The sequence below is a fragment of the Clostridium nigeriense genome, assembly GCF_900086595.1.
GTDB classification, from domain to species: domain Bacteria; phylum Bacillota; class Clostridia; order Clostridiales; family Clostridiaceae; genus Clostridium; species Clostridium nigeriense.
Window position 1 is genome coordinate 2211959 of record NZ_LT575472.1, and the last position, 13172, is coordinate 2225130.

Annotated in this window: 11 protein-coding genes and 1 pseudogene; 1 reads left to right on the top strand and 11 read right to left on the bottom strand. The window is 26.6% G+C overall.

What is annotated here, in order from left to right; translation table 11 throughout:
- Positions 1–2: 2 nt before the first annotated feature.
- The 10 genes and pseudogenes from BN6774_RS10580 to BN6774_RS19100 form a co-directional block, all read right to left on the bottom strand.
- On the bottom strand, positions 3–881 hold the full coding sequence (locus BN6774_RS10580; RefSeq protein ID WP_235829603.1) for a carbohydrate ABC transporter permease: 879 nt from the start codon (positions 879–881) through the stop codon (positions 3–5).
- Between the two features lie 64 nt (positions 882–945).
- Positions 946–2190 carry an ABC transporter substrate-binding protein gene (locus BN6774_RS10585; RefSeq protein WP_084766989.1) on the bottom strand — a complete coding sequence of 415 codons (1245 nt, stop codon included), beginning with the start codon at positions 2188–2190 and terminating at the stop codon, positions 946–948.
- Between the two features lie 88 nt (positions 2191–2278).
- Entirely contained in the window at positions 2279–3214 is a 936-nt protein-coding gene (locus BN6774_RS10590; RefSeq protein WP_066893388.1) for an NTP transferase domain-containing protein, read from the bottom strand.
- A 183-nt stretch (positions 3215–3397) separates the two neighbouring features.
- Positions 3398–3712 carry a hypothetical protein gene (locus tag BN6774_RS10595; RefSeq protein ID WP_066893390.1) on the bottom strand — a complete coding sequence of 105 codons (315 nt, stop codon included), beginning with the start codon at positions 3710–3712 and terminating at the stop codon, positions 3398–3400.
- Positions 3713–3922: 210 nt separating this feature from the next.
- Positions 3923–5107, bottom strand: coding sequence for a serine hydrolase domain-containing protein (locus BN6774_RS10600; protein WP_066893393.1), 1185 nt, complete (start codon positions 5105–5107; stop codon positions 3923–3925).
- Between the two features lie 76 nt (positions 5108–5183).
- Positions 5184–6380 carry a Na+/H+ antiporter NhaA gene (gene nhaA, locus BN6774_RS10605; RefSeq protein WP_066893396.1) on the bottom strand — a complete coding sequence of 399 codons (1197 nt, stop codon included), beginning with the start codon at positions 6378–6380 and terminating at the stop codon, positions 5184–5186.
- Positions 6381–6870: 490 nt separating this feature from the next.
- Positions 6871–7968, bottom strand: a complete 1098-nt coding sequence (locus BN6774_RS10610; protein ID WP_066893398.1) for a S41 family peptidase — start codon at positions 7966–7968, stop codon at positions 6871–6873.
- A gap of 216 nt (positions 7969–8184) precedes the next feature.
- Positions 8185–8907: a DUF434 domain-containing protein gene (locus BN6774_RS10615; RefSeq protein WP_066893400.1), complete on the bottom strand. Its 723-nt coding sequence runs from the start codon at positions 8905–8907 to the stop codon at positions 8185–8187.
- Between the two features lie 112 nt (positions 8908–9019).
- Positions 9020–9535 carry a ferritin gene (locus BN6774_RS10620; RefSeq protein ID WP_066893402.1) on the bottom strand — a complete coding sequence of 172 codons (516 nt, stop codon included), beginning with the start codon at positions 9533–9535 and terminating at the stop codon, positions 9020–9022.
- A gap of 274 nt (positions 9536–9809) precedes the next feature.
- Positions 9810–10960, bottom strand: a pseudogene (locus BN6774_RS19100) (hypothetical protein).
- Positions 10961–11346: 386 nt separating this feature from the next.
- On the opposite strand from BN6774_RS19100, the gene BN6774_RS10630 reads away from it, so the two are divergent.
- Positions 11347–12288, top strand: a complete 942-nt coding sequence (locus BN6774_RS10630; RefSeq protein WP_066893407.1) for an EcsC family protein — start codon at positions 11347–11349, stop codon at positions 12286–12288.
- Positions 12289–12518: 230 nt separating this feature from the next.
- On the opposite strand, the gene BN6774_RS10635 is transcribed toward BN6774_RS10630, so the two are convergent.
- Entirely contained in the window at positions 12519–13112 is a 594-nt protein-coding gene (locus tag BN6774_RS10635) for a hypothetical protein (RefSeq protein ID WP_235829604.1), read from the bottom strand.
- Positions 13113–13172: the final 60 nt, after the last annotated feature.

The window sequence follows — 13172 nt, forward strand, 5'->3', positions numbered from 1 at the left end:
TCTTACTCATCCCTATTTATTTGTTTCCAGTATAGAACACTTAAAATACTTAAAATTATAAATACAGTTACAGCTAAGGTTGAACTTATACCTAAATTATATTTACCAAAAGCCTCATGATAAATCCTTATCATCATTGTTTCAGTTGCATCCATGGGTCCACCACCTGTAAGGACATAAATAACATTAAAGGTGTTAAAAGTCCAAATCGTAGTAAGTGTAATTGCTATAAGTAAAACCTTTTTCATAGTTGGCAAGGTTATATATATAAACCTTTGAAAAACATTGGCACCATCAACTTTTGCTGCTTCGTATAAATAATCTGAAATTCCACTAAGACCTGATAAAAAAATCATGGTTATTAAAGGAATACCTATCCATGCATCAACTATAGATGTTGATATAAAAGCAAGATTAGGATCAGATAACCATCTTATAGCTTCTTCTATAAAGCCTAGCTTTTGCAGATAATAATTTAAATATCCGTACTGTCCATCAAGGATCCAAGACCATAATATAGCAACAACAATTTGAGGTATAGCCCATGGAATTAATGTTAAAAATCTTAAAGTCTTTTTAAAATATAATTCACCGTTTAATAATAATGCCATTATAAATCCAACAACTACTTTTATTGTTATTGTTAAAGCTGCCCATTTAAAAGTTAAAACTAAAGTATTGTAGAACTTAGGATCAGTTAGAACTTTTATATAATTTCTAAAGCCCACAAAAGTATTTTCACTTCCAATTAGTGATACCTCTTGAAAAGAATACTTAAATGTTAATAAAAGTGGATATCCATAAACAATAATCATAAATATTATTACAGGAGCTATAAGCCCGTAAGGACCTAACTTTTTTTTATTACTTATTCTAAACATATTATATCTCTCCAAATATAGCTATATTATGAAAAGGTAACTGAAATCAGCTACCTTTTCATAATTATTTTTCTGTTAATTCTTTTTCAGCAATTTTTAAAGCTTCCTCAGCTGTTGCATTTCCAGTCATAACCTTTTGTACAGCTTTTACAAATTCACTATTAAAAGTATCCCATACAGGCACTTGAGGTTCAGCTACACCATATTGAATCATTTCTTTAAATGGATTTAAAAATTCCGACTTATATCTTTCTTCTTGCTCTTCTTCCTTTAAGATTGGGAAGAATCCAATTGCTTCATCATAAGAATTTTGATACTTAAACTGTCCCATATACTCAATAAGTCTCCATGCTAGCTCTTTATTTTTACTTTGAGATGATATTGAAAATGAATCAGTTACTAAAGTTTCAGCCATTTGCTTTCCTGCTGGTAATAAAGCTACTGCATATGGTGCAGTATTAGCACTAGAATCTAAGGTAGATTTATCCCATGGTCCTGATATAAACATTGCTAAGGTACCATTTTGGAACATCTTAGCTTGATCACTTCTTGATGTTGCTACAGGATCAGGTATTATTTTTTTATCATTAAATTCTTTTAAAAATTCTAATGTTTCTATATTTTCCGTAGTTACTAATTTAATATTTCCGTCTTTATCCGTTGCTGAGCCACCATTTTGATAAATAAAATTAAAAAGTTCATCTGTTCCTGATGTAATATCAGTTGGTATTGCAAATCCATAAACTCCTGGATTAGCTTTTGTAACTTCTTCAGCTGTAGCTATTAGATCATCCCAAGTTTTTGGTACTGTCTTAATAAGATCAGTTCTATAATATAATGCTCTTGAAGAAAATGCTAATGGAATTCCATATTGATTTCCATTAATATTAGCAGTCTTTAAAACATTTTCAACACGACCTGACTTAAAACTATCTGACATATATGTATCTAATTTTTCGATTGCCCCCATTTCAGCAAATTGTCTTAATGATCTTGAACCTGTAATTATTACATCTGGAGCATCATTAGCTTGTATTAATGAAACCAACTTAGTATTAGCTTCATCCCAACCAGCAGGTATTACCTCAACATCTACATTTGAATTTTCCTTTTTAAAATCATTTATACTTGCATCATAAAGTTTCTTCCACATTTCATCTTCATAACCTGGAATAAAAATCTTTAAAATCTGTTTTTCATTGTTATCTTTCTTAGTTTTTTCTCCACTACATCCAATCATTGTAATAGAAAGGCTTAAAGTAAGCATAAACACTAAAACTAAATAAATATTTTTAAATTTATTTTTCATAAGTATCCCCCATCTTTTATAAAATTGTCTATTTTATTATAAAAGAGAGCATAATTCCCAGCAAATTCTTTCTAAAAAGAACTTGCTTTTACTTGCTAAAGAGCCTATCAAATTCAGCCTTTGCAAAAAGGCGTACATTTTCTTCAAAAACTTCATATTTCTCTAAAAATTCTATTCCTTCTTTTGTTAAATATGTCTTACCTCCATTTTTTCCACCATGTTTTCTTTCTACTACCTCATACCCTAATTCCTTTTCCATATAATTTATCATATTCCAAGCCTTGCTATAGGATAATGCCATTTGTCTACATGCATTTCTTACAGAATGAGTGTCTTGAATTAAAAGTAAAAGTAATTTTGTCCTTGAATCAAAAAATAAAGTTTCCTTCTCAATGCTAATTTTAACAAAGGAATGCATTATATCATTATTATGCTTTTCCAAAAGATTATCTAATCTATGAATATCATCTGTATTATGTAAAATACCCTCATCTTCAACATCTACCCATTTTCTTTCAATACCAGTTTGTTGAATAGCTCCCCTCATCCCCATGTCACCATCATACTTAAGAATTTCAGGAATAATTTCAGAAGCTATTAAAATAGGATGTCCAGATTTTCCGTTATAAGATGGAGAAACCACTTTTTCATTATAATTTAACATACTTCCAATAGTTTCTGGAGTAAACATAGGAATATTAGCTGGATTAAAAATAACCTGATCACATTTATCCTTTAAATAATCTAATCCTATTTTTGCATAATCAAACATTTGAGAGGTTTCATAATTTTGATTTTTTAAAAATATTACTCCAAAGCTTGCAAGATCACGTTCAATTTCATAAGATTCATACCCAGTCACAACTACAATAGGATATATACCTGCTCTTTGAAAAGTTAAAACTATCCTCTTTATTACAGAAATAGATCCTACCTTTAATAAAGGTTCAACCTTATCTTTTTCAAATATTTTTTTAACAGCAGCAATTACTCCGCCTGTTAATTTCTTGTTATTATTTATCATATGTACACTTCCTACCCATAATATACTTTATTTAACTATATATATTTTACATAAACTAACTTCCTATCTCAATGCTAATAAAGATTAATTAATTTTAATATAATTAGTTTCAATATTTAATAAATAAAAATAAGGTCAACAAGTTTTAAACTAGTTGACCTTATACAAATATTCAATTTTTAATTAATAAGGACATACGTTAACTCTATAGGAGCCAAGCATATCATAGCAAAAATGGCTGCCTTGTGTTCTTAAATATTTACCACAAACATCACATTCAACTGCTGTATAACAATAATAGTGAACTGCCACTGCCCCATAAAGCCAATATTCTACATTCCCGTAACAGTTATTTCTAGTAGTTGGATGCATACAATAAGTTTCAACCTCGTTGTTAGTGTCACTAAAATCAGTTATAGCAGAAACATTTTTTAACGGATAAGATATAAGCATTATTATTGTTAAAACGCTTAATATAGTTTTTTTTGCAAATTTCATTTCATACCTCCATTATTTTACATAATATTACTTTACTGTTATATTTTAATATAAATAGTTAAAGAAGTAAATAACTCTGTTGCATATTAATTTAAACTATATAAATTTTTATATTTTAGAATATAAAAATTAACCCTCTACAACACCTATCAGTATTGTAGAGGGTTATATACTACTTAAAGAAATTTTGTAATTTTCCTTAAAATGCTTTTACTCATATTGGTCTAAATATTCTCTTATTAAGTTTGTATGATATTTGGCATCTAAATTATCCGTTTCTGGATCAATATTTTCTAATACTATTATAATTCGGTCTTTTTCAATATCATATTGCGTATTTGAGCTAAATCCATCTATTAAACCACTATGACTTATAATATTGTCTTTTATAAAAAGTCCATATCCATAATCATCAACAGGAGTTATCATTTCCTCATAAGATTCATTAGTTATAATATTACCTTTATGTAATGCTCTACTCCAACGAAACATATCAAAAATATTTGAATAAATTGCACCTGCAGCATAAGTAAATTTAGGATTTGCAACTATAATTCCTGATTCATCACTTCCATGTCCCTTAGCATCAAAATTCAATGGAATTATACTGCTACTATCCATTTTAGATGGTTTAAATATATATTCTTTTAAATAATTTTCAAAAGACATACCACTTACTTCTTCAATTATTAAACCAAGCAAATAATAATTTGTATTACAATAATCATACTCCTCATTTGGTTCAAAAATTAAATCTGTCAAATACAAATTTTTTAATATCATTTCTGATGACCATCTATAATCTTCAACATATTTATCATAATAAGCACTATTTTCATATTCTTTAAGAATATTTATAGTATCTTTATCTAACATAAATAAATCTATTTCATTAAGATAATCAGGAATCCCAGATCTCATTTGTAATAAATTTTTTATTGTAATCTTATTACCATACTTATAACCTGGAAAATACTTATCTATAGTTTCATCAAGACTAATTTTATTTTGTTCAACTAATTGCATTATAGCTGTTGCAGTAAATTGTTTTGTATTTGATGCAATTGCAAAACGAGTATTTAATTTATTTTCTATTTTATCTTCAACATCTGCATATCCATATGCTTTTGCAAAGACAATTTCATCTCCCTCTGCAACCAGAACTGCGCCTTGAAGTTTTCTATTTGAGGATTCATCATCTAATAACTTTTCTAAATTTTCATATCCTTGTTTTACAATTTTCTCAACATTTTCATTAATTTCGTCTCTTTTAATTGTATTTTCATTTATATTTGTATTACTATTACCATCTACATTATTTTTACCACATGAAGTAAGTGATAGCGTAGAAATATAAATACTTAATACCATTAATATTAAACTCTTTCTTTTCATAATTCCCCCACTACATTTTTATCACAAATTTATATTAACATTTATTATAAAAATTGAGTAGTAGTTAAAATAAATACTAGACATTAATATTTCTTATATTAATTTTTTTACCTAGATTAATTGCAATAGAAGCTATTAAACATGTAATTATAGCTGCTAACAATATAGATATTTTCACTATATTTAATATATTTTCATTACCTTCAAATGCTATTTCAGATACAAATATAGACATAGTAAAACCTATACCAGCAAGCATACCAACGCATAATATATCATACCATTTAACGTCTTTAGGTTTCTCTATAATTTTAAATTTAGATAAAAGAGTTGTAAATACCATTATACCTAAAGGCTTTCCTACTACTAGCCCAATTATTATACCTAAAACCACCTTTATTGAACCTTCTGGCATAGAAGTAATATTCATATTTATTGCAGTGTTAGAAAATGCAAATAAAGGAAGAATTATCAAATTAGCATATGGAGCTAATACATGCTCTATTCTAATTAATGTACATTCAAGTGTATCTTTATTACATTTAGTAATTGGTAATGTAATTGCTAATAAAACTCCACTTATAGTTGCATGTATTCCACTTGAAAATATACATAGCCATAAAACAAACCCTAATATAAAGTAAGGAGTAAGTCTTTCTTTTTTATCTATTTTTTTCAATAATAGTAAAGCAATAAAGGTTATAGCTCCTAAAACTAGTGGAATTAACTTTATTCCTGACGAATAAAATATTCCTATAACTACAATAGAAATCAAATCATCAACAACTGCTAATGTTAATAAAAATATTTTTAAGGATTTACTAAGTTTATTCTTAAATATCATAAATGCTCCAATAGCAAAAGCTATATCTGTTGATATTGGGACACCTACCCCACTAATAAATTGTGTATTTCTATTAAAAACAAAAAATATAATAGCTGGAACAATAACTCCTCCAATAGCTGCAATAATTGGAAAAGAAGCTCTTTTTATATCTGATAAATGTCCTCTTATTACCTCCATTTTAATTTCACAGCCAACAACTAAAAAGAAAATTGCCATTAAAAAATCATTTATAAACTTGTGCAAATTGAAACCAGGCAATATTTCAGTATGATGAAATACATTTTCATATAATTCCATTAAAGGGCTGTTTGCAATGACTAATGCAAAAATAGTTGCTATTAATAGCAACAATCCTGGTAGTGCCTCCCATTCTGTAACTTTTTTCAAATCACTTAAATAACTTCTTTTTTCATTTGTAATATACATTGTCTCCTCCGTCTACTGATACTTATATAAGTTCCAGTTTTTTTACTAACAAATAATTATACCTTTTGGCAAAACACATTTCTGTATACTTCCAAAAGGCATAGCTATTTAACGCAATTTCTATTATAGCAACAATGTAACACTTTACAATAAAAGTTATTTTTTTAACTCTTTTTTTATTTAATTTCAAACTTTGTTCATAATTTTCTATTTGTCTTTTACTTTAATCATATAAAAATGTTATTTTTATTAATGTTTTTTCATTTAAAACTACTTTATCTTATGATATTCTAATACTTTACTTTTCATAATTGTTAAATTTATTTCATCAGTTTATTTACCTTTAAATACAATATTATTAAACCAGTATATATGGAAATTATATTCTTATATATAAACTTTAAACCTATTTAATAAGTTAATAATAATCATATATAAAACTATATTTTTAAGGTTGATATATTGCATTACTTAAAAATATAAAAAAGGACTATAGTTTCCTATAATCCTCAATTGTCTCAAAACAAAGCTCATCTGGATAAAGAGAATCAATTGAGTCATCATCAATAAGCTTATAATATTTTGTTGAATATGTAACTATAAGTTTACTATTTGGAAGACTAAGCTTTAAAATTTCTCCATAACAATTTGGTTTTCCTCCACTTGGCTCTCCAATAATTTTTGCATTAGTATTATTTTTAAAATTGTAAGCATTTAAAAGAGCAGAAGAAAATGTTTCTCTTCCTATTATAACCTTTAAATTTTCCTTATTATTTATGACCTTATTTTCCTTTATATAATCAATAAAAGGTTCAAATAAAGTTGAATCTCCTCCTAGGTTATTTCTTAAATCTATAGTTACTTTTTTTACATTATTAGCCTCAATAAATAGAATTATCTTTTTTATTTTATTATATATGCTTTCACTTTCATTTTCTCTACAGCTATTATATTTTATGTAAATTTCTTTATTCTCTAAATATGTAAACCAAAGATTTTCAGATGATTTCTTAGCATATAGTGGTAGCTTATTATTTGTATAAATTAAATCTTCAATGGACACAGGTAAAATTTCATGTTCTCCATCATCTAAAGTTACTTTTATTTTATTCATATCATCAACTATTAAAAGACCATACAAAACTTCAACTATCTGAAGATATTTCATACTTTGAGACTTAAAAAAATACTCATTTTCAAAGGAAATTATATTAGAAAGTTCTTGTAATACCTCCTCTATATTTATATTCTCAATAGCTATAACCTTCTTAAACAATAGATTTTCATAATCCTTTGTAGTATTTATAATATATACTCCATCATTAAAATAATAAAACCTTAGTGGAATAAATCTTCTAGCAGGAAAAATAAGACTTGTATGTGCATCCCTAATAGAAGCAACAATTCTTGATATTTCCACTTTCATTTCTTCATAATCTAATTTATCTATTATTTTCTTTAATTCTTCTATTTTTTTATTAAACTCATCTTCTTTTGTATAGGCAAATAAATTAATATGATTATTTATAAGTTCATCTTTTAAATAATCAATATCTTCTATCCACTTTTTATTCCATATACTTTCCATGTTAACGTCCCTTTCATTCTCGAAATTAATATCAATTTTATTATATATTCTTTTATTTCTCTAGTATAGATATTTCTATCTGTACTAAAGAAGCAGAAAGTTTAAAAGAAGATTCTTGTTATATAGCTAAACATTAATTTGTAAAAACATAGACAGTAGAAGAATTTATATAAATAAAATCCTTCTACTGCCTATGGATACTGTTTATTTTAATATCTATAATTTATTAGATTTACTAAAGTCTACACAATTATTATTTGATATCTTTTCTTCTATAATATATTTGTTTAAATTAATCCAACTAACGCAATTATCAAGAATTATTGCATCACTAGATATTACATTTCCCTTAGTTTTTAAGATACTATCTACATTTTCTAAATTTTTTACTTCTATTTGAAGATCTAAACTTTCAAGTATCTCTAAAATTTTCATTTTTAGCTTACCAGAATTTGAAACTGGTTTATCTAAATAAAAGATAGCTTTTAGTATCTTATTTTCTAAAAGGAATTCACCTATTAACTTAATAGCTACTTCTGTTTTATCTATAACTGAATAAGTCCCTCTTAGCCCAGCTAAGTCCCTAATAGTTCCATCCATAGATTTTAGAATTAAAGAATTAGATAAAGCTACTTCTAAAGTTATAATGGTGTTAAATCCATCTATATGAACTTCTTCAATATCTGAAGGCTCAATAATTTCTTTAGATTTTCTTCTTAAAATACTATCATATTTTGAAATTCCTCTTACTAAGGCAAGCCTTTGCCTTTCAGATAGAAGATAATGATTGCCTATAAAAGTGGAAGCTCCTTTAATTTTATATCCTTTATTTAAAAGATATAATAAGTCCTCTGCGGCATTATATACTTTAATTAAATTATCACCTTTAAATTCTTTTTCATCTGTTGGAACATATCCTCTTCTAGTTGTTTTGCTCATAATTAATCCTTCATTATATCTAAGTAATTTATATGTTAGTATTTCTAAAAAAGATAAAATAATGTATTAATTAACACTAAAAAAGAAGTCCATATAGGACTTCTCTAAATAATTAATTATTTGTATTTGTAATTGGAGTATACACTCTTGTAGCTAATTCATCATCCATTAGGTAAAGCCCTGCTGGATTATCTTCAACTCTTCTTACTCTCTTTACTAATGAATTAAAGTTATTTTCCTCTTCAACTTGTTCATCTATAAACCATTTTAATAGGCTTATTGTTGAATGTTCTCTTTCTTCGTAAGCTATATCAGCTAATTCATATATTTTTCTAGTAACTAATTGTTCATGCTCATAGCCTTTTTCAAAAACATCAATTACTCCGTCAAAGTTTGCTTGAGGTTTATCTACTTGCTCTAATATAACTGTACCATTCTTTTGATATACATAATCATATAATTTCATTGCATGATCTAACTCTTCCTTTGCTTGAACTCTAAAGAAATTAGCAAAACCACTTAAATCAATAGATTCACAATATCCTGCCATTGCTAGGTATGTGTATGAAGAATAAAATTCAAAATTAATTTGATTATTTAATCCTTCTAATAAGTTTTTACTTAACATAAAATATGTACCCTCCTTTACATAAACTATATCTCACTTATATTTTATACCTTTTTTATGTTTTTTACCAATAATATGATAATAAAGCTAAAATTTCTACCTATGCTTATTTTGATATATATTATTTTCTCTAAAATTACCCAAATAAACACTTCCTTACTTAAACACCTAGAAGTTTTATTATATACTATAAAACCATAAAGAATAATTCGATATTACGAATAGAAAAGTTATATCAAATAAAAATTAATTTTGATACAACTTTTTTATCAATCTAAATTAAAAATATAGCTACTAAAGTAGTAATAACTAGTCCAATAACAATAGGTTTCAAATTTTTCTTAGTAAGTTCAAAGGGATCTACTCAACATATTGCAGCAACTGGGATTACAGCCAAGTAACTAAAGTTCCTCCACCTACCCAAATTCCTGCTAATTGTCCTAAAGCTGTAAGAGTTGCTATTCCACCACCTAATGTAGTTGAAAATATTTTTGCAACTGATCCAATTAAAGATATACCTGAAAAACCAGAGCCATCTAATCCTGTTATAGCACCTACAATTGTAAGTGCACTTGATGATATTGCTGAATTTAAAGGTACTATATTTGCAAGGGCAAGACCTAAATCATTTACTATTCCATGAGAAGTTTCTGGAAGTATATTAGTAAAAATTTCATTAAAAGCTGAATCGCCTAAGTAGAAAAAAGCAGCAACAGATATTACAATACCAAATATCTTAAATCCAAATTGCAAGCCTTTTACAAGATCATCAGTTACCTTCTCAAGAGCTCGCTTTTTATAGGATATTACAGATATTAAGCATAATATAAATACTGTATTCCCTCCAATAAGAGTTTTTGTATCACCGCCTTGGAGATTTGCCTTAAACATTATAACTATATCTAAAGTAAATAGTACTAAAATTAATCAATCCAATACTCTTCTTAATTTTTTTGAAGATATCAGCAGTAAGCTTTGTGCTACTTTAATAATATAATCACTTGATAAAGCAATTCCATGTCCAAATAAATTCATAGCCATAGCTACTCCTATGTCTGGAAATACTGCTTTCTTAGCTAGAAGTAAAAATAAAATCCCTACAAGTGCTACTACTGGTGATGGCCAGAAAAACCAAGAGAAAATCATCATAACTAAACCAATTAATCGATAAGCAATAAGCAATCCAATAATTCTTAATTACTCCCTTAAAAGGAGAAATTCATGATTGATACCAGAATAAACTAAAATACTATTCATAGCCGTTATAACTGAAAAAATAAATATAGTTGGCATTAGTTCATTTGTTGGCTAAACAAAACTATTGAAAATCCCCATGGATGCCTTAGAAATAGATCCTGTTCCAATTAAACCTAAGATAAATATACCAGCTATACAAATAAGAGATATATCTTTTTTCTTTACCATAGCCACTATAATAATTATTATCAAAACAAGATAAGTGTAGTGGTGTTAATGTTAAGTTAATGATGTATTTCTCTACTTTATAAATTACTCTAATATAAATTATGATGCTTATTATTGTTTAGTTACTGAACTTTCCCCAATAAAAAACAGTTTTCATGTATAATATATAATTTTCTTAAAATGACTATAAGTATTAATTTTCAAGATAGATACTGTATTTATTAGTAATTGTAAAAGTTTATTGTGTCATTGATGCTTTAGCTTTCTTGAGTAAACATAGTTTAATAAATTTATTGGCTAAATCAATGAATAAATGACTATACATAGAAATAATGTTATAATTAAAATGTATTAAAAATATATAAAAGGGGGTATTATGAAATGTTATGGAAAAATACGGTAAAAAAGATGGTGGAAGTAAACCGATAAGTGAAACTTTAGAGGAAATTGCAAATGGCGTTAGTAAAATTACTTCAGATGTTTCGGCTAAAGCAAAGGATGCAGTAATAAAATCCAAAGAATCATTCATCAATACAATTGATGCAAATGGAAATGGAGCAATAGATATTGAAGATATTATAATTATTGGATTAAGAGTTCCTGGTATTAAAGTTAATAGAAAAGATTTTCTCCAAAAGGAATTGCTGAAAAGGTATCCTCAGGAGGTTATTGACGATGCTATATCATATAATCCTGCACATGCTAAAATACCGTCTGAAATAATAAATAAAATTGCTGATCAAGTAATCCAGTATGAAAGAAATTGTGTATCAGGTATTTCTGCTGCACTTGGTGCACCTGGAGGGTTTGCTATGGCTGTTACAATCCCTGCTGATATTACACAATATTATGGATATATGTTAAGAGCCACTCAAAAGCTTTTATATTTATACGGATTTCCAGAGATTGATACAACCGAAAAAGATCATAAATTTGATTCTGAAACAATGAATATTCTAATTCTTTGTTTAGGAGCCATGTATGGAGTCTCAGGTGCAAATAAAGCTTTAAAAACATTGGCAATGGCTCTAGCAAATGGAGTTGAGAAAAAACTATTAAAAGCCGCTCTAACAAAAGGTACTATTTATCCAATTGTAAAAAATGTGGCAAAATGGTTTGGAGTTAATATGACAAAGAAAATATTTGCTGGATTCTTTAAAAAAGCAATTCCTGTTCTTGGTGGTGTAATAGGTGGTGGAATCACTTATGTAGCATTTAAACCATGTTGTAATAAATTAAAATCTACTTTACAAGATACATTATTAAGTAATCCAAATCATCACATTGTTGAAGATGAAAATATCATTAATATAGATTATATTGAATAATACTAAAATATATCTAAGTTAAAGTAGTTAGTTCTGTATTTACACAAAACTAACTACTATCCCAATAATTAAAAATATTATTTAATTATTCAATATTTGGATTGTAATTATTGAGTTAAACTATCATCATAATAACTTAGAAATTTTAAAAATACTTTTTCTAATTCATCTTTCTCCATCATTGAGGACATTATAACAGGGTAAATCTTATTAAGCTCAAAAATTACTCTTCAGCCAATACACTCATCTTTTCCTAAACCATCTCTATCTTTAATTTTTGCCTTTAGTGTTTTTGATAGATTAAGATCATCTATTATATCTAATATATTAAGTAAGAACTTATCATTTCTAAATATTTCATACTTTATAATATAATTATATAAATCAAGATTTTCAATTATCAGATTATAATATCTTAATTTTTCAGATTCATCTTTTATATTATCGTTTATGTATTGAGCTCCTAGAATGCATTTATAAATATAGTTTTCCCAATCAAATTTTTTAATTACAATATTATTAAAATTTGATTGACTTTCTATTATTTGTGGGTACTCTTTTATTAAAAAGTTTCTTTTATACACACATAGTAACGAATGCCAAAATACTTCATTAAAATGTATATCCCTATCAGTAATAAGATAACTCTTAGAAATAATATTAAAAGCTTTCAAAAATAGTTCTGCCTTTTTACTATCATATCCAACTCCCATATATATAGGAAAATCTGGAACTTCATTTATATCCACCGCTTTCCCTGAAAAATATTCATCTTTATTTATAATTTGATTATTTAAGAAAATTTCATATTTAATTTCTGCCATCTCATATTCCCTTCTATTTATCTATTCCAAAAGTTCTCCATTTTTTATCTATTTTATTCG

Excerpts from the sequence above, each read along its gene's own strand:
- BN6774_RS10635 (WP_235829604.1), bottom strand. The coding sequence starts at position 13,112 with ATGGCAGAAATTAAATATGAAATTTTCTTAAATAATCAAATTATAAAT.
- BN6774_RS10600 (WP_066893393.1), bottom strand. The coding sequence starts at position 5,107 with ATGAAAAGAAAGAGTTTAATATTAATGGTATTAAGTATTTATATTTCT.
- BN6774_RS10585 (WP_084766989.1), bottom strand. The coding sequence starts at position 2,190 with ATGAAAAATAAATTTAAAAATATTTATTTAGTTTTAGTGTTTATGCTT.
- BN6774_RS10590 (WP_066893388.1), bottom strand. The coding sequence starts at position 3,214 with ATGATAAATAATAACAAGAAATTAACAGGCGGAGTAATTGCTGCTGTT.
- BN6774_RS10615 (WP_066893400.1), bottom strand. The coding sequence starts at position 8,907 with ATGAGCAAAACAACTAGAAGAGGATATGTTCCAACAGATGAAAAAGAA.
- BN6774_RS10630 (WP_066893407.1), top strand. The coding sequence starts at position 11,347 with ATGGAAAAATACGGTAAAAAAGATGGTGGAAGTAAACCGATAAGTGAA.
- BN6774_RS10610 (WP_066893398.1), bottom strand. The coding sequence starts at position 7,968 with ATGGAAAGTATATGGAATAAAAAGTGGATAGAAGATATTGATTATTTA.
- BN6774_RS10595 (WP_066893390.1), bottom strand. The coding sequence starts at position 3,712 with ATGAAATTTGCAAAAAAAACTATATTAAGCGTTTTAACAATAATAATG.
- BN6774_RS10620 (WP_066893402.1), bottom strand. The coding sequence starts at position 9,535 with ATGTTAAGTAAAAACTTATTAGAAGGATTAAATAATCAAATTAATTTT.
- BN6774_RS10580 (WP_235829603.1), bottom strand. The coding sequence starts at position 881 with ATGTTTAGAATAAGTAATAAAAAAAAGTTAGGTCCTTACGGGCTTATA.
- nhaA (WP_066893396.1), bottom strand. The coding sequence starts at position 6,380 with ATGTATATTACAAATGAAAAAAGAAGTTATTTAAGTGATTTGAAAAAA.